General features: G+C 67.7%; 15 protein-coding genes. 10 read left to right on the forward strand and 5 right to left on the reverse strand.

Annotated elements, in window-relative coordinates; translation table 11 throughout:
• Positions 1-4: 4 nt before the first annotated feature.
• Both ACXI0D_RS21615 and ACXI0D_RS21620 read left to right on the forward strand, forming a co-directional pair.
• Complete coding sequence (locus tag ACXI0D_RS21615; protein WP_119006540.1) at positions 5-934, forward strand: DUF1684 domain-containing protein; 930 nt, start codon at positions 5-7, stop codon at positions 932-934.
• A 2-nt stretch (positions 935-936) separates the two neighbouring features.
• Positions 937-1,899, forward strand: a complete 963-nt coding sequence (locus ACXI0D_RS21620) for a TraB/GumN family protein (RefSeq protein ID WP_101765819.1) — start codon at positions 937-939, stop codon at positions 1,897-1,899.
• Between the two features lie 74 nt (positions 1,900-1,973).
• Here ACXI0D_RS21620 and phaR read toward each other — a convergent pair whose 3' ends face one another.
• From phaR to gluQRS, 3 genes are all read right to left on the reverse strand, one after another.
• Positions 1,974-2,507: a polyhydroxyalkanoate synthesis repressor PhaR gene (phaR, locus tag ACXI0D_RS21625; RefSeq protein WP_041864232.1), complete on the reverse strand. Its 534-nt coding sequence runs from the start codon at positions 2,505-2,507 to the stop codon at positions 1,974-1,976.
• A 182-nt stretch (positions 2,508-2,689) separates the two neighbouring features.
• Positions 2,690-3,430: a beta-ketoacyl-ACP reductase gene (phbB, locus tag ACXI0D_RS21630; RefSeq protein ID WP_014037880.1), complete on the reverse strand. Its 741-nt coding sequence runs from the start codon at positions 3,428-3,430 to the stop codon at positions 2,690-2,692.
• A gap of 17 nt (positions 3,431-3,447) precedes the next feature.
• On the reverse strand, positions 3,448-4,368 hold the full coding sequence (gluQRS, locus tag ACXI0D_RS21635; protein ID WP_119006539.1) for a tRNA glutamyl-Q(34) synthetase GluQRS: 921 nt from the start codon (positions 4,366-4,368) through the stop codon (positions 3,448-3,450).
• Positions 4,369-4,461: 93 nt separating this feature from the next.
• Here gluQRS and htpX point away from each other — a divergent pair, with 93 nt between their 5' ends.
• The gene (gene htpX / locus ACXI0D_RS21640) at positions 4,462-5,328 is read left to right on the forward strand and encodes a protease HtpX (RefSeq protein ID WP_049442768.1); all 867 of its coding nucleotides are present in this window, start codon (positions 4,462-4,464) and stop codon (positions 5,326-5,328) included.
• A 742-nt stretch (positions 5,329-6,070) separates the two neighbouring features.
• Here the strand turns inward: htpX and ACXI0D_RS21645 are convergent.
• A complete protein-coding gene (locus tag ACXI0D_RS21645; protein WP_005417749.1) occupies positions 6,071-6,898 on the reverse strand; it encodes an inositol monophosphatase family protein in 828 nt (275 codons plus the stop codon).
• Positions 6,899-7,018: 120 nt separating this feature from the next.
• On the opposite strand from ACXI0D_RS21645, the gene ACXI0D_RS21650 reads away from it, so the two are divergent.
• The 3 genes from ACXI0D_RS21650 (at position 7,019) to ACXI0D_RS21660 (ending at position 10,891) form a co-directional block, all read left to right on the forward strand.
• Entirely contained in the window at positions 7,019-7,789 is a 771-nt protein-coding gene (locus tag ACXI0D_RS21650) for an RNA methyltransferase (RefSeq protein ID WP_010486603.1), read from the forward strand.
• A 103-nt stretch (positions 7,790-7,892) separates the two neighbouring features.
• Entirely contained in the window at positions 7,893-8,768 is an 876-nt protein-coding gene (locus tag ACXI0D_RS21655; protein WP_424143769.1) for a phosphate/phosphite/phosphonate ABC transporter substrate-binding protein, read from the forward strand.
• A complete protein-coding gene (locus ACXI0D_RS21660; protein WP_014037876.1) occupies positions 8,765-10,891 on the forward strand; it encodes a putative bifunctional diguanylate cyclase/phosphodiesterase in 2,127 nt (708 codons plus the stop codon). The genes ACXI0D_RS21655 and ACXI0D_RS21660 overlap by 4 nt, the downstream gene beginning before the upstream one ends.
• 177 nt (positions 10,892-11,068) lie before the next feature.
• On the opposite strand, the gene epmB is transcribed toward ACXI0D_RS21660, so the two are convergent.
• Positions 11,069-12,085, reverse strand: a complete 1,017-nt coding sequence (gene epmB / locus ACXI0D_RS21665; protein WP_182474388.1) for an EF-P beta-lysylation protein EpmB — start codon at positions 12,083-12,085, stop codon at positions 11,069-11,071.
• A 120-nt stretch (positions 12,086-12,205) separates the two neighbouring features.
• Between epmB and efp the strand changes: the two genes are divergently transcribed.
• The 4 genes from efp to ACXI0D_RS21685 all read left to right on the forward strand — a co-directional run bounded on the left by efp (position 12,206) and on the right by ACXI0D_RS21685 (position 15,750).
• Positions 12,206-12,772, forward strand: a complete 567-nt coding sequence (efp, locus tag ACXI0D_RS21670) for an elongation factor P (protein WP_014037874.1) — start codon at positions 12,206-12,208, stop codon at positions 12,770-12,772.
• 200 nt (positions 12,773-12,972) lie between these two features.
• A complete protein-coding gene (locus ACXI0D_RS21675) occupies positions 12,973-14,316 on the forward strand; it encodes a TRZ/ATZ family hydrolase (protein ID WP_014037873.1) in 1,344 nt (447 codons plus the stop codon).
• A 25-nt stretch (positions 14,317-14,341) separates the two neighbouring features.
• Positions 14,342-15,058 carry a bifunctional 2-polyprenyl-6-hydroxyphenol methylase/3-demethylubiquinol 3-O-methyltransferase UbiG gene (gene ubiG / locus ACXI0D_RS21680; RefSeq protein ID WP_014037872.1) on the forward strand — a complete coding sequence of 239 codons (717 nt, stop codon included), beginning with the start codon at positions 14,342-14,344 and terminating at the stop codon, positions 15,056-15,058.
• Entirely contained in the window at positions 15,055-15,750 is a 696-nt protein-coding gene (locus ACXI0D_RS21685; protein ID WP_014037871.1) for a phosphoglycolate phosphatase, read from the forward strand. The genes ubiG and ACXI0D_RS21685 overlap by 4 nt, the downstream gene beginning before the upstream one ends.
• Positions 15,751-15,760 lie beyond the last annotated feature (10 nt).

Here is a 15,760-nt window from a genome sequence, read left to right on the forward strand (position 1 = left end):
ATCGATGCGTTATCGGGGAATGGCGGGCCTGCTGGCCGCCGTGGTGTTGGCCGCCTGCAGCCCGGCAACACCGCCGGCACCGACGGTCGCTGAAGATCCGGCCTACGCGGCCGCGCAGCAGCAATGGCGTGTGGCGCGCTACCAGGACCTGACCCGGCCCGATGGCTGGACGGCCCTGGTCGGCCTGCACTGGCTGCAGAACAGATCCCATTTCGTTGGCAGCGGCGCCACCAACGGCATCCGCCTGACGGTTGGCCCGGACAAGCTGGGCCTGCTGCGTCGCGAAGGGACGCAGTGGTGGTTCACGCCTGAAGCCGGTGTCGATGTCAGTCATGATGGCCAGCCGGTGCGCGGCCGCATCCGCGTCGACACCGACAAGGACGCGCAGCCGACGCTGCTGGCCTTCGATGGCGGCAAGGGGCAGCTCAGCATCATCCGCCGGGGGCCGCGTGACGCGCTGCGGGTCAAGCATGCCGATGCGCCTGCGCGGCGTGATTTCGCTGGCCTGCAGTACTGGCCGGGCGGCGCGGACTGGCAGGTGCAGGCGCGCTTCATCGCGCACCCGCCGGGCAAGACCCTGCCGATCGTCGACATCACCGGCCTGACCACCGAGATGCCCAATGCCGGCGCGGTCGAGTTCGAGCGCGACGGCCGCAGCTGGCGGCTGGAAGCGATCGGTGCGCCCGGGCAGCCGCTGTTCCTGATCTTCGCCGACCGCACCAGCGGCCGCGGCAGCTATCCGGCCGGGCGCTACCTGGACACCGATGCGCCCGCCGCAGACGGCACCGTGCGCATCGATTTCAACCATGCCTACAACCCGCCGTGCGCGTTCACCGCCTACGCCACCTGTCCGCTGGCGCCACCGGAAAACCGGCTGGACCTGCGCGTGGAAGCGGGCGAGAAGGCTTACCACCTGCCTGAAGGAGAAGGCTGACCATGCCGATCAAACATCTGTTCCGCGCCGCGCTGCTGATGGCGGCGTGCGCGATGGCGCCACTGGCCACTGCCCGTGACGCGCCGGGCACCACGGCTGCGGCCGCGACCGCCGCGGCGGCCAAGCCGCCCGTACCGCTGTTGTGGAAAGTCACCGGCCCGGGCGATGCACGCGTGTACCTGCTGGGATCGTTCCATCTGCTGAAACCGCAGGACTACCCGCTGTCGCCCGATGTCGAACAGGCGTTCGAAGCCTCGCAGCGGGTGGTGTTCGAACTCTCGCCGGAAGACATGCAGTCGCCACAGCTGGCCAGCCGCATGGTGCAGGCCGCGACCCGCACCGATGGCAGCGAGCTCAAGCGTGATCTCGATGCGGCGACCTGGCAGAAGCTGCAGGCCTTTGCCACCGAGAACAAGCTGCCGCTGGCACAGATGCAGGGCATGAAGGCCTGGTTCGTCGGCCTGAGCATTTCGGTCGGGCAGATGCAGAAGCTGGGCCTGGACCCGGCGCTGGGCCTGGACCGCCACTTCATGGAGCGCGCGCAGAAGACCGGCCGCAAGACCGCTGGCCTGGAGGACATCGATACCCAGATCGGCATGCTTGACGGGATGACGGTGCAGGAACAGCGGCAGATGCTGGCCGAAGCGCTGGACCAGGCCGGCAAGGCCGATGAGCAGGCGCGGCTGCTGCATGATGCATGGCGCCGCGGCGACGAACGCCTGCTGTGGACCAAGATGGCGGCGGAGATGCGCCAGCAGTATCCGCAGCTGTATCAGCGCATCAACACCGGGCGCAACGATGCCTGGGTACCGAAGCTGCAGCCGTACCTGCAGGCCGGGCAGGGCGGTACGCTGGTGGTGGTCGGCACGCTGCACCTGCTGGGCAGTGATGGCGTGGTCGAGAAGTTGAAGGCCAAGGGCTACAAGGTCGAGCGCGTGTGCACGGGGTGCAAGGCGAAACGCTGACGCATCGTTGGCGCGATGCCAAGCAAAACGGCGCGCCAGGGGCGCGCCGTTTTCGTATCAGCCGTAGCTGCCGCTCAGCGGCGGGTCTTGCCGCCGGTGCCGGTGCCCGGTTCGCCGGGCTTGTTGCCGGTGCCGGTGCCCGTTCCGGTGCCGCCCGGGCGCGGGCCACCGAAACCGCTGCCCATGCTGCGCTGGAATTCCTGCCACAGCTCCAGGTTGCGCTCGGTCAGCTGGTTCATCATCGCCCACGGGGTCTGGCCCAGCAGGTTGCCCATCTGCTGGCGGAACTGCTGCTGCTGGTCGAGGAAGACCTGCATGCTGCGCTCCAGGTAGTTGCCCATGAAGCCCTGCAGGGAATCGCCGTAGAAGCGGATCAGCTGGCTCAGCAGCTGGGTGGACAGCATCGGTTCGCCGTCCTGTTCCTGGTCGGCGATGATCTGCAGCAGGACCGATCGAGTGAGGTCGTCGCCGCTCTTGGCGTCGCGGACTTCGAAGTCTTCACCGTCCAGGATCAGCTGGCGCACGTCCTCGATGGTGATGTAGCTGGAGATCTCGGTGTCGTAGAGACGGCGGTTCGGATACTTCTTGATGATGCGGGTCGCAGCCATGAAGCGGTACTCGTCACAGTAGACGCGCAGCATGGCGCAGTGCAGCAGCGGTTGCAACCGCCCCAGCCCCCGCCAGGCTTGGCTTTCAGGGGCGATCATGTTGCGCAACAAGGGTTTGCGTGCTGCGCAACATGACTCTTGGCAGGGGCCGGCGGTGATCGCCGCAGCGCCCCCTGCGCGGCTCACCAGCCCATGTGGTGGCCGCCGTTGATGTCCAGGTTGCTGCCGGTGATCCACGAGGCTTCCTCGGCCACCAGGAAGGACACGCCATAGGCGATTTCCTCCGGTTTGCCGAGGCGTCCGGTGGGGATGTCGGCGATGATCTTGGCGCGCACGTCCTCCGGAACCGCCATCACCATGTCGGTGGCGACGTAGCCGGGCGAAATGGTGTTCACGGTGATGCCGAAGCCTGCGTTCTCGCGCGCCAGCGAGATGGTGAAACCGTGCATGCCGGCCTTGGCCGCGGCGTAGTTGGCCTGGCCGTACTGGCCCTTCAGGCCGTTGATGGAGCTGATCTGGATGACCCGGCCCCAACCGCGGCGGCGCATGCCTTCGATGACCGGCCGGGTGACGTTGAATACCGAGTTGAGGTTGGTGTTGATCACATCGTGCCACTGGTCCGCGCGCATGCGGTGGAAGGTGGTGTCCCGGGTGATGCCGGCGTTGTTGACCAGGATCTCGACCGGGCCCAGCTCGGCCTCGACGGCGCGCACCAGCGCTTCGGCGCTGTCCGGATCGGAGACATCGCCCGGGAAGATCGACACGCTGTAGCCGCGTTCGGTCATCGCCTGCTGCCAGGCGCGGGCCTTGGCCTCGTCGCGGTAATTGGTGGCGACCCGGTGGCCCTGGTCGGCCAGGCGTTGGCAGATGGCGGTACCGATGCCGCCGGTTCCGCCGGTGACCAGTGCGACGCGAGATGTCATGGAATGCTGTCCGGGTATCAGGTGGGGGAAGGGGGATTCTGCAACATCGGCGCGGAAAGTGCGCCGGCTGGCAACAGGATGTCGGCACGCGGCAGCCGCGCCGGGTCGAAGGCCTGTCGAGCGGCGGCCAGCAGCGCGTCCAGATCGTGTGCCTGCGCCAGCGCCTCAGGGGCTTGGCCGAGCAGCTGCCAGAGCTGGCGCAGCACGGGCAGCGGGCGCGAGCTGTCCACCGGCAGCGCCGCCAGCGACTTGGACAGTTTGTGGCCCGGGGCATCGAGCAGCAGCGGCAGATGCCAGTAGCGTGGCACCGCCAGGCCCAGCGCCTGCTGCAGCAGGATCTGCCGCGCGGTGGAATCGAGCAGGTCGGCGCCGCGCACCACTTCAGTCACGCCCTGTGCGGCGTCATCGACCACCACGGCCAACTGGTAGGCCCAGCAGCCATCCGCACGGCGCAACACGAAGTCGCCAACCTCGGCATGCACGTCCTGGTGCTGCGGCCCGCGCAGGCCATCATTGAAGTGCACGATGCTGCCGCGCGGCACGCGGAAGCGGACGGCAGGGTCCGGTCGTGGCTGTCGCGCAACGCAGCGGTGGTGGATGCCGCCGCTGGCGGCCAGTTCGCTGCGGCTGCAGTGGCAGACGAAGGCCAGGTCGCTGGCCAGCAGCACGTCCAGGGCCGCCTGGTAGGCCTCGCCGCGCGAACTCTGCCAGAGGATCGGGCCGTCGTGGACCAGGCCGAACGCGGCCAGTGCTTGAAGTTGCGCATCCGCTGCGCCGGGCACGGTGCGCGGCGGATCGACATCTTCAACGCGCAGCCGCCACAGGCCGCCATGATGGCGGGCGAGCAGCCAGCTGCCGAAGGCGGCAAGCAGGGATCCGGGGTGGAGCAGGCCGGTCGGTGAGGGCGCGAAGCGGCCGCAGGGAATGGGGGAGGTCATGCTGGCTGAATCGTCGGTCAGGTTGGCGCTTGAATTCAAGCTGACCACACCGCAAATTGACCGGTATCGACCCCTTCCAAGCCGGATTTTCCCATGTTTACCCGCATTGCCCTGTTCCTGGCGACCAACTTCGCGGTCCTGATCCTCGCCAGCATCGTGATGTCGTTGCTGGGGGTCAATCCGAGCCAGATGAGCGGCCTGCTGGTCATGGCTGCGATCTTCGGCTTCGGTGGCTCCTTCATCTCGCTGCTGCTGTCCAAGTGGATGGCCAAGCGCTCCACCGGTGCGGTGGTGATCACCGAGCCGCGCAACCAGACCGAGCGCTGGCTGCTGGCCACGGTCGAGCGCCAGGCCAAGGCGGCCGGCATCGGCATGCCCGAAGTGGCGGTCTATGACGGCCCGGAAATCAATGCCTTCGCCACCGGCGCCAACCGCAACAACGCGCTGGTGGCAGTGTCCACCGGCCTGCTGCACAACATGAGCGAAGACGAGGCCGAAGCGGTGCTGGGCCACGAGATCGCCCACGTCGCCAACGGTGACATGATCACCATGGCACTGCTGCAGGGCGTGTTGAACACCTTCGTGATCGTGCTGGCCCGTGTGGTCGGCGGCATCATCGACAGCGCGCTGTCGGGCAACCGCGAAGGCGGCGGCCGCGGCTTCGCCTACTACATCATCGTGTTCGTGCTGGAGATGGTGTTCGGCCTGTTCGCCACCATGATCTCGATGTGGTTCTCGCGCCACCGCGAATTCCGTGCCGATGCGGGTGGTGCCTCGCTGGCGGGCCGCCAGAAGATGATCGCCGCGCTGGAGCGCCTGCAGCTCAACCACGGCCAGAGCACGCTGCCGACCCAGATTGCGGCGTTCGGTATTGCCGGTTCGACGGCGAAGAAGCTGTTCATGAGCCACCCGCCGCTGGAAGAGCGCATCGCCGCGCTGCGGGCGTCGACGGTGGCGTAAGCCTCCGTACTTCCACGGTAGTGCAGGAACGCCTGGCCTCGCGCCGGGCGTTTTTGTTTGCGTGCCCGCGCATGGGTGGCGCCGGGTACGACCCGGCGAGAGTCATTTCCGCGACCGCGGAGGGGTGTCACTTTCTTTGCTCGTGCAAAGAAAGTAACCAAAGAAACACGCCGCCAGGGCGCGAGCCGTCGCTACGCGACGGTTCCCTGCGCTTCTCGGTGAATCAGGGGGCGGCGCCGAACTCGCTTCGCTCAAACATCGGCGCCTCTTCGCCCCTGATTCCCCTGCGATGCTCGGCTCGCTCAAGGCGGACCCAAGGTCAATTGCCACAGCTGCACCCAGTAGATCCACGCCATGCGTGGATGCTGTTGCCCTTGATCTTGATTTTCCAGTCCGCCTTGAGCGAGCCGAGCACCGCAGGTCCGGCGAGGGCGAAGAGGTGCGGGTGTCTGAGCGCAGCGAGTTCCCGTACCGTCCCTCGACGGGCCGAGGAGCGCAGGGAACCGTCGCGTAGCGACGGCTCGCGCCCTGGCGGCGTGTTTCTTTGGTTACTTTCTTGATGGCGCACATCCATGTGCGCCACCCTACGGGCCGGCTACGCCGTTCCACGCTGCTCCTGCAGCGCGGTGCACGAGCAAAGAAAGTGACACCCCTCCGCGGTCGCGGAAACGAATCTCCGTGCGCACAAACGAAAACGGCACCCTCGCAGGTGCCGTCTCCATGAACCGCTTTACACGAGATCTCAGAACTTCGCGTCGAACTCGGCAGCGTAGCCGGTGTTCACCAGCACCTTCTGCAGCGACTCGGCCACCTTCAGGTTGCCGGCCACGATCTGGTGGGTCTCCGGGCCACGGTTGTCCATGCGGCCCAGGGTCGCGCCCTTGAAGTCGCAGACCTTGCCACCGGCCTCGCGGACCAGCAGCAGGCCGGCGGCGATGTCCCACGCCTTCACGCCGGCTTCGAAGTAGGCGTCGGCGCGGCCGCAGGCCACGTAGGCCAGGTCCAGTGCTGCCGAACCGGTGCGGCGGATGTCCTCGCCGTGCACCAGCAGGGCGTCGACCGCCTTCAGCTGGGCGCTGGCACGGCTGCGCTCGCGCGGGGCGAAGCCGGTGTGGATCATCGTGCCTTCCAGATCCTTGCGGTCGGCCACGCGGATGCGGCGGTCGTTCAGCACGGCGCCGGCGCCACGGCTGGCGGTGAACAGTTCATTGCGCAGCGGGTCGAAGATGACCGCATCGGTCGGCTCGCCATTCTCGACCAAGGCGATCGACACGCAGTAGTGCGGCACGCCGCGCAGGTAATTGCTGGTGCCGTCCAGCGGGTCGATGACCCACATCTGGCGGCGCTCGCCCTGCACGCCACCTTCTTCGCCGAAGATGCCGTAGTCCGGGTAAGCGCGCTTGAGTTCCTTGACGATGACCTTTTCCGCGTCCGCATCCACTTCGCTGGCGTAGTCCATCCGGCCCTTCTGCACCACGTTCAGTGCCTCGAGCTTGTTGATGTTGCGCAACAGGACGTTGCCGGCGAGGCGGGCGGCCTTGACCATGACGGTTACGGCGGGTTTCTGCATGGCGTGGGCTCCCGGAAAGGCAGAAGAGATGGACTGGCGGGGGAAAAGAGCGGGTCCGGCGCAGTGGCCGGCCGCACAGTTTACCATTGGTCATCGTCCAGCTCGACCTTTTCCCTGTTCATGTCCCAGTTTCCCGCCGCCACCCGCCTCCGATTCGTCCTGGTCGGTACCCAGCACCCCGGCAACATGGGCGCTGCCGCCCGTGCCCTGAAGACCATGGGCCTGGCCCGCCTGGTGCTGGTCGCCCCCGAAAAACCGCTGGACGAGGAGGCTTTCCGCCGCTCGGCCGGTGCCGAAGACGTGCTGGGGGACGCCCCGGTGGTGGCCACCCTGGCCGAGGCCGTGGCCGATTGCCGTCTGGTGCTGGGCTGCACCGCCCGCGCCCGCCGCGTCCAGCTGGAGGAGTACCTGCCGGCCGATGCCGCCGCCCGTGCGGTGGCCAAGGCCGGCGAAGGGGCCGAGGTGGCGCTGGTGTTCGGCCGTGAGCGTACCGGCCTGACCAACGAGGAACTGCAGCTCTGCCACGCGGCGGTGCATATCCCGTCCGACCCGGAGTTCAGCTCGCTCAACCTGGCTGCCGCGGTGCAGGTGCTGGCCTATGAAACGCGCATGCAGCTGCTGGGCGCGCAGCCGGCCGCCGACGCCGAACCGGGTTTCCGCGAACAGGCGGCCAGCCACGAGCAGATGGAGAGCTTCTTCGCCCAGCTCGGCGACACGTTGGACGAGATCGATTTCCACAAGGGCCGCGCGCCGGAATCGGCGATGCGCAAGCTGCGCCGCCTGTTCCTGCGCAGCGAGCCGAGCGAGCAGGAAGTGCGCCTGCTGCGCGGCATCCTGGCCGACACCCAGCGCATGGCGCGACTGGCACAAGCGGGCAACAAGGACAGCTGACGACGTTCTCATTTTTTCGGGTAGTCTGTCTGGATACCCAGGGGGGATGAAGCCTGTGTCGGGTCTGCGAAGGGCAGTGCAGAGGGGACTGCTGAGCCTGGTCATGATCCTGCTGGCCGGGACGGTGCATGCAGCACCGGACCCGGTGCTGGTGCTGGGCCGGATCAGCGATGATCCCAAGGCCCATTACGAGCAGCTGCAGCCGTTGCTGGACTATGTGGTGGCACGCATGCATGACGTCGGCATCAAGGAGGGGCGGATCCTGATGGCGCGCGACCCGCAGCAGATGGCCAGCTATCTGCGGCGGGGGCGGGTCGACTGGGTCACGGAAACGTCGGGCACGGCGGTGGCGCTGGGCCAGCGCAGTGGCGCGCGGCCGCTGCTGCTGACCGAGCGCAACGGCGTGCGCGAGTACCAGACCGTGTTCTTCGTGCGCCGCGACAGTCCAATCCAGCGGATCCAGGACCTGCGCGGGCATCGCCTGGCCCTGCAGAACACGGCGTCCACCAGTGCCTACCTGGTGCCGGTGATGACGCTGCTGCAGGAAGGGTTGTCGCCGCAGATCCTGGCGGGTACGTGGGACATGCCGGGCCGGGACAGCGTGGGGTATGTGTTCGCGCGCAGCGAGTTGAACATCGCTACGTTCGTGCACAAGGGCGTGGTCGAGGTGGGGGCGGTGAGCAGCGTGGACTGGAACGACGAGCGACGGGTGCCGGCGGCATTCCGGCGCGACTTCCGCGAGCTGCTGCGCACCGAGCCCTACCCGCGGGCGGTGGAGATGGTGCGCGCCGACCTCGACCCGCGGGTGCGTGACCGGCTGCAGGAAGTCCTGCTGCAGGCGGCCAGTGACCCGCAGGCGCAGGGGGCGTTGCATCGGTTTTTCGGCACTTCCGGTTTCCACCGCGTCGATGCGCATGCGCAGCAGCGGCTGGATGAATTGAAACAAGGATTGACGCGCGTGCGGATGGAAGTGGAATGAAGTGGCTCGGCTCGGGAATGCAGGCCCGGTTCCTGCTCGCGATGGGCGGGGCGATGGTCGTAGTGGTGGCGATCCTGGCGGTGTTGCTGGGGCGTCAGGCGGCAATGCAGGGCGAAGTGCGCAACCTCAGTGGTGGCGTCATCCATGAACTGTTCGACCGCAGCGTGCGCAGCCGCGGCGAAGCGATGGCGCGCGAGCTGTCCGACGCGCTGGCCAACCCGTTGTACTACCGCGACCTGGACCAGGTTGGTGCGCTGGTGCGCAGCACCGCACGGCAGCCGGTCGTGCGCTATGTACTGGTGTTCGACGAACGTGGCCGGCTGGTGCATGACGGCTCGATCGAGGTGTCCGGTTTCGGCCAGCCGATGGCCGATCCGTTGGCGCCCAAGGCCGCCGTGGCGCAGGCGCTGGTGGTGCAGGAATCGCCCAAGGTGCTCGATAACACCATGCCGATCATGGTCGGCAACCAGCGCATCGGCGGCGTCCGCGTCGGCATGGCGCTGGACGAGGTGCAGCAGCGCGAACAGGCCGCCAATGCTACGCTCGGCGAGCGCCTGCAGCAGGTCGGCAGCCGCCACCTGGGCTGGCTGCTGCTGATGCTGGGCCTGCTGGTGGTGATCGGCGTGGTGGTGATCCTGTACGTGCAGCGCACCCTGGTGGCGCCGATCCGTGACCTGGCCGCCGCGGCGCGCCGCATCGAGGCCGGTGACTACCAGGCGCCGCTGGCCGAGAACACCCGTGACGACGAGGTCGGCGAGCTGGTGCGCGGCTTCGCCCGCATGCGCGATTCCATCGCCCGCCATGACCGCGAGGTACGGCGCATGGCCTATACCGATGCGCTGACCGGGTTGACCAACCGGCTGGCGTTCCGGGAAGCGCTGGACCATCGCCTGATGGCGGCGCGCGCATCCAATCATCGGCTGGGCCTGCTGTTCGCCGATATCGACGATTTCAAGCGCGTCAACGACACCCTCGGTCATGAGGCCGGTGACGAGGCGCTGTTGCAGTTCGCGCAGCGCATCGGGCGCGCGGTTACCGAGGCGGGCGGCGATGAGGCGCTGCTGGCCCGATTCGGCGGCGACGAGTTCGTGATCCTGGTCGGTGATGGCGACGTGGCCGCGAATGCGCGGCTGCTGGCCGAGGTGCTGGTGCGCGAACTGGGCAAGCCGCTGGTGGTGCAGGGCAGGGAACTGTTCCTCGGGACCTCGATCGGCGTGACCCTGTTCCCGGACGATGCCGCCGATGCGACCACGCTGCTGAAGAACGGCGACATCGCCATGTACCAGGCGAAGATGGCCGGCAAGAACTGCTATCGCTACTACAGCCGGGCGATGGACCATGCGGTCGAGCGCCGCGTGCACATGGAGCAGGAGCTGCGCGGGGCGTGGGAGCGCGGCGAGCTGCGCCTGGCCTACCAGCCGATCTTCCGCATGCGCGACCGCCGCATGGTCGGCGTCGAAGTGCTGCTGCGCTGGCAGCACCCGACCCTGGGCACGATTCCGCCGTCGGTATTCATCGAAGTGGCCGAGCAGAGTGGGCTGATCGAGATCATCGGCCCGAAGGTGCTGCGTGCGGCCTGCATGGAAGCCTCGCAGTGGCCACGGGGTGCGGGCGGCGACGATCTGTTCGTGTCGGTGAACGTATCGCCGCGGCAGCTGCGCGGCGGCGAGCTGCCGGCGCTGGTTGCGCAGTGCCTGCACGAGTCCGGGCTGCCGGCCTCGCGCCTGCACCTGGAACTGACCGAAACCGCGGTGATCGGCGACGAGATGGTCGCCGCGCAGCTGCTGGACAAGCTGCACCGCACCGGCGTGAAGGTCTGGCTGGACGATTTCGGCACCGGCTTCTCCGGTCTCAGCCACCTGCGCCAGGTGCCGGTGGACGGGGTGAAGATCGACAAGAGCTTCGTGGCCGACATGCAGCGCGATCCCGATGATCTGGCACTGACCACGGCGATCATCGCCATGGCCCACGCGCTGGGCATCACGGTGGTGGCCGAAGGCATCGAGCAGCAGGCACAGTTCGAGCTGCTGGCCCAGCGTGGTTGCGACCTCGGCCAGGGCTACTGGCTGAGCCATCCGGTGACCGCCACCGAAGTGGTGCGGATGATCGAATCGGGCGTCTGACTGTAGATCACGCCATGCGTGGATGGGAAGTCCAGTAGATCCACGCCATGCGTGGATGGGAAGTCCAGTAGATCCACGCCATGCGTGGATGGGAAGTCCAGTAGATCCACGCCATGCGTGGATGGGCTTTCCTAGCCGAAGCATCCACGCATGGCGTGGATCTACCACGGCGCCGCGTTACACCGGGCGCTTGCTCGGGTCGCCGGGCAGTTCGCGCACCAGCTTGGGGATCAGGTAGCCGGACAGGCGTGCGGTCAGGCCAGCAATCAGTGCCTTGGCCTGGCTATCTTCCACTTCGAAGTGGGCCACGCCCTCGACCCGGTCCAGCTGGTGCAGGTAGTAGGGCAGCACGCCGGCGGCGAAGCTGCGCTCGCTCAGGTCCTGCAGGGCCTGCACGCTGTCGTTGACCCCGCGCAGCAGGACGGCCTGGTTCAGTAGCTGGGCGCCGATGCCGCGCAGGCGAGCCATCGCTGCGTCCACGCTGGCGTCGAATTCGTTGGCGTGATTTGCGTGGACCACGATCGCCAGCGGCCAGGGCAGGCTGTCCAGCCAGGAGACCAGTTCATCGTCCACGCGCTCCGGCAGCACGATTGGCAGGCGGGTATGGATGCGCAGTCGGCGGACATGCGGGATCGCGCGCAGGGCATCGGTCAGCTCGACCAGCTTGTGGGTGGCCAGCGACAGCGGGTCGCCGCCGGACAGGATCACCTCGTCGATGTCCGGATCGGCCGCGATGGCGGCTACGGCCTCCTGCCAGCCGCCCTTGGCGGCGTTTTCCGCGCCATAGTCGAAGTGGCGGCGGAAACAGTAGCGGCAGTTGATCGCGCAGCTGCCGGTGGCGACCAGCAGGGCGCGACCGCGGTATTTCTGGATGACCCCGGTGGCCTTCCTGGCGGCGCCATCGCCCACCGCATCGAAGCTGAACCCGGGTGCCGGGCGCATTTCCTCGTCGATCGGCAGCACCTGACGCAGCAGCGGGTCGGCCGCATCGCCCACGCGCATGCGCGCCACGAAGCCCTCGGGCACGCGCAGCGCGAACTGGGCGATAGCCGTCTCCGAGACGCCCAGCGCGGCCGGGTCCAGCTGCAGCCGGGCCAGCAGGGCGTGCGGGTCGCGCAGCGCCTGGCGCCAGAGCTGCTGCCAGCGCGCGGGCGCGCCTGGCGACTGGGGCCGGGGGAAGGCGGAAAGCTGCATGGAGAGGGGGCCTGCGGTTATCATGGGGGCAGAAAAACAGTCGCCCACCGGCATCCGGTGGGCTTTCCATTCTAACGGCTCGCCGCACCCGCGGCGTTTTTGCCACTCAGGAGTTTACGCATGGCCAGCTACGGCATGAACGACGTCAAGAACGGGATGAAGATCCTGGTCAACAACCAACCGGCCGTCATCATCGACACCGAATACGTCAAGCCGGGCAAGGGCCAGGCCTTCACCCGCGTGAAGTACCGCCTGATCAAGGACGGCCGTACCCAGGAAGTCACCATGAAGTCGACCGACTCGCTGGATGCAGCCGACGTCGTCGATACCGACATGAACTTCATGTACAGCGACGGCGAGTACTGGCACTTCATGGACCCGGAGTCCTTCGAGCAGGTCCAGGCCACCAAGGCCGGCATGGGCGGCGCCGAAAAGTGGCTGAAGGGCGAAGAGTCCTGCGTGGTCACCCTGTGGAACGGTGAGCCGATCTTCGTGCAGCCGCCGAACTTCGTCGAACTGAAGATCACCGAAACCGATCCGGGCGTCCGTGGCGACACCTCGGGCGGCGGCGGCAAGCCGGCCACCCTGGAAACCGGCGCCGTGGTCCGGGTGCCGCTGTTCGTCAACCAGGAAGAAGTGATCCGCGTCGACACCCGTTCGGGCGAATACTCCGCACGCGTCAAGTAATCCGGCGCAGCCGGATCATGGTAGTGCCGGCCGTTGGCCGGGTACGCGCCATCGCATTCGCGCTGGCGCTCCCATGATCTGCTTCGGCAGATCATGGGCCCCGCTTCACGGGTCCCCAGACCCCGCCGCTTCGCGGCAGCCCCTGACTCAGGGGCGTGTCCCCCAGAAGTATCTCGCCGCCCCCCAGCCAGTGAGCCCGCATGAGCGATAGCCCGCACCTCCCCGAAGCCTGCGACCTGCTCATCGAAGCCGGTTACGTCGTTCCGATCGAGCCGCACGCGGTGGTGCTGGAAGACCATGCCGTTGCCGTGCGTGGCAGCGAGATCGTGGCCATCCTGCCGCGTGCCGAGGCGCGCGCACGGTTCCGCGCCACCCAGGTGGTGAGCCGCCCCGAGGCTGCGCTGATGCCGGGCCTGGTCAACGCGCACACGCACAACCCGATGACCCTGCTGCGCGGCGTTGCCGACGACCTGCCGCTGATGACCTGGCTGCAGCAGCACATCTGGCCGGTGGAAGCGGCGGTGATCGGCCCCGAATTCGTTGCCGACGGCACCACCTTGGCCATCGCCGAGATGCTGCGCGGCGGCACCACCTGCGCCAACGAGAACTACTTCTTCGGCGACGTGCAGGCCGCGGTCTACAAGAAGCATGGTTTCCGCGCGCTGGTCGGCGCGGTCATCATCGATTTCCCCACCGCCTGGGCCAAGACCGACGACGAGTACTTCGCCAAGGCCGGTGAACTGCACGACCAGTGGCGCACTGATCCGCTGATCGGCACCGCGTTCGCGCCGCATGCGCCGTACACGGTCAACGATGCCAACTTCGAGCGGGTGCGGATGCTGTCCGACCAGCTCGACATGCAGGTGCACCTGCATACCCACGAGACCGCGCAGGAGATCAACGATTCGATCAAGCTGCACGGCCAGCGCCCGCTGGCGCGGCTGGACCGGCTCGGCCTGGTCAATGACCGCCTGATCGCGGTGCACATGACCCAGCTGACCGATGCGGAAATCCACCTGTGCGCCGAACGTGGCGTCAGCGTGGTGCATTGCCCGGAATCGAACCTGAAGCTGGCCTCCGGTTTCTGCCCGGCCTGCGCCCTGCAGCGTGCCGGCGTGAACCTGGCGATCGGTACCGATGGCTGCGCCAGCAACAACGACCTGGACATGTTCAGCGAGAACCGCACCGCGGCGATCCTGGCCAAGGCCGTGGCCGACGATGCCACTGCACTGGACGCGGCGACCACGTTGCGTGCGTCCACGCTGGGTGGCGCGCGCGCGCTGGGCTTCGGCGACCGCATCGGCTCGATCGAAGTCGGCAAGCAGGCCGACCTGGTCTGCGTCGACCTGTCCGCGCTGGAAACCCAGCCGCTGCACAACGTACTGTCGCAGCTGGTGTACGCCACCGGCCGCCAGCAGGTCAGCGACGTCTGGATCGCCGGCAAGCCGAAGCTGGTGCAGCGCGAGCTGGTCGGCATGGACCTGCCGGGCATCATCGCCAACGCGCGCCAGTGGCGCGAGCGCATCCGTCATATCCGCGCCTGAACCCCGGCGCCGCAAGGACTCCCTCATGACTGCCCCCCACGCTTCCTCCAATTTCGATCAGGCCGAGCTGGACAAGTTCGCCGCGCTGGCCAACCGCTGGTGGGACGCTGACGGCCCGCAGAAGCCGCTGCATGCGCTGAACCCGGTACGCCTGCAGTACGTGGCCGACCGCGTGCCGCTGCGCGGCGCACGCGTGCTCGACATCGGCTGCGGTGGCGGCCTGTTGAGCGAAGCGCTGGCGCAGGCCGGTGCCGACGTGACCGCCATCGACCTGGCCCCGGAACTGGTCAAGGTCGCGCGCCTGCATGCGCTGGAAAGCGGTGCCAAGGTCGACTACCGGGTGCAGGCCGCCGAGGACCTGGCCGCCGAGCAGCCGGGCAGCTTCGACGTGGTCACCTGCATGGAAATGCTCGAACACGTGCCGGACCCGGGCGCGATCATCGAGGCCTGCAAGCGCCTGCTGAAGCCGGGCGGCCACCTGTTCCTGTCGACCATCAACCGCACCGCTGCCGCCTTCGCGGTGGCGATTGTCGGCGCCGAGTACGTGGCGCGGCTGCTGCCCAAGGGCACCCATCACTACCAGGAATTCATCAAGCCGGCCGAGCTGGCGCGCTGGCTGCGCGAGGCCGACATGCAGCTGGTGGATGTCAGCGGCATGGCCTACGAGCCGTGGCGCAACCATGCCCGCCTGAGCAGCCGTACCGACATCAACTACCTGGCCTACGCGGTCAAGCCGGCATGACCGCGGCCCGCTTTCCGCGCGCGGTGCTGTTCGACCTGGATGGCACGCTGCTGGACAGCGCACCGGACTTCGTCGCCACCTGCGACGCGATGCTGGCCGAGCGCGGTCGCGCGCCGATCGATCCGGCAATGTTGCGGCCGGTGGTCTCCAAGGGTTCGCGTGCAATGGTGAGCGCCGCCTTCCCGGAACTGGATGTTGCCGCACGCGATGCGCTGATTCCGGAGTTCCTGCAGCGCTACGAAGCGTTGATCGGCCAGCACGCGGTACTGTTCGATGGCGTGGCCGGCATGCTTGCCGCGCTGGATGATGCCGGCACCGTGTGGGGCATCGTCACCAACAAGCCTGAGTACCTGGCGCGCTTGATCCTGCCGCAGCACGGCTGGCAGCAGCGCTGCGCGGTACTGGTTGGCGGTGACAGCCTGGCCGAGCGCAAGCCGCACCCGCTGCCGCTGCTGCACGCCGCGCAGGCGATTGCCGTTGCCGCCGAAGACTGCGTGTACGTGGGCGACGACGAGCGCGACATCATTGCTGCGCGCGCCGCGGCGATGCCGTCGGTGGCGGCGCTGTGGGGCTACCGCCTGCACAGCGACGACCCGCTGGCCTGGCAGGCTGACGTGCTGGTCGAGAACGCCGAACTTCTGCAACTGGCCAGTCTGTGGCCGACCCGGCCGGCAGCCCCGGCCCAGCCGTAAGGAATCACGT

Source organism: Stenotrophomonas sp. C9D9 (assembly GCF_056491205.1).

Bases quoted from the DNA above. Each gene is read 5' to 3' on its own strand.
- ACXI0D_RS21615 (WP_119006540.1), top strand. From the start codon at position 5: ATGCGTTATCGGGGAATGGCGGGCCTGCTGGCCGCCGTGGTGTTGGCC.
- ACXI0D_RS21620 (WP_101765819.1), top strand. From the start codon at position 937: ATGCCGATCAAACATCTGTTCCGCGCCGCGCTGCTGATGGCGGCGTGC.
- phaR (WP_041864232.1), bottom strand. From the start codon at position 2,507: ATGGCTGCGACCCGCATCATCAAGAAGTATCCGAACCGCCGTCTCTAC.
- phbB (WP_014037880.1), bottom strand. From the start codon at position 3,430: ATGACATCTCGCGTCGCACTGGTCACCGGCGGAACCGGCGGCATCGGT.
- gluQRS (WP_119006539.1), bottom strand. From the start codon at position 4,368: ATGACCTCCCCCATTCCCTGCGGCCGCTTCGCGCCCTCACCGACCGGC.
- htpX (WP_049442768.1), top strand. From the start codon at position 4,462: ATGTTTACCCGCATTGCCCTGTTCCTGGCGACCAACTTCGCGGTCCTG.
- ACXI0D_RS21645 (WP_005417749.1), bottom strand. From the start codon at position 6,898: ATGCAGAAACCCGCCGTAACCGTCATGGTCAAGGCCGCCCGCCTCGCC.
- ACXI0D_RS21650 (WP_010486603.1), top strand. From the start codon at position 7,019: ATGTCCCAGTTTCCCGCCGCCACCCGCCTCCGATTCGTCCTGGTCGGT.
- ACXI0D_RS21655 (WP_424143769.1), top strand. From the start codon at position 7,893: ATGATCCTGCTGGCCGGGACGGTGCATGCAGCACCGGACCCGGTGCTG.
- ACXI0D_RS21660 (WP_014037876.1), top strand. From the start codon at position 8,765: ATGAAGTGGCTCGGCTCGGGAATGCAGGCCCGGTTCCTGCTCGCGATG.
- epmB (WP_182474388.1), bottom strand. From the start codon at position 12,085: ATGCAGCTTTCCGCCTTCCCCCGGCCCCAGTCGCCAGGCGCGCCCGCG.
- efp (WP_014037874.1), top strand. From the start codon at position 12,206: ATGGCCAGCTACGGCATGAACGACGTCAAGAACGGGATGAAGATCCTG.
- ACXI0D_RS21675 (WP_014037873.1), top strand. From the start codon at position 12,973: ATGAGCGATAGCCCGCACCTCCCCGAAGCCTGCGACCTGCTCATCGAA.
- ubiG (WP_014037872.1), top strand. From the start codon at position 14,342: ATGACTGCCCCCCACGCTTCCTCCAATTTCGATCAGGCCGAGCTGGAC.
- ACXI0D_RS21685 (WP_014037871.1), top strand. From the start codon at position 15,055: ATGACCGCGGCCCGCTTTCCGCGCGCGGTGCTGTTCGACCTGGATGGC.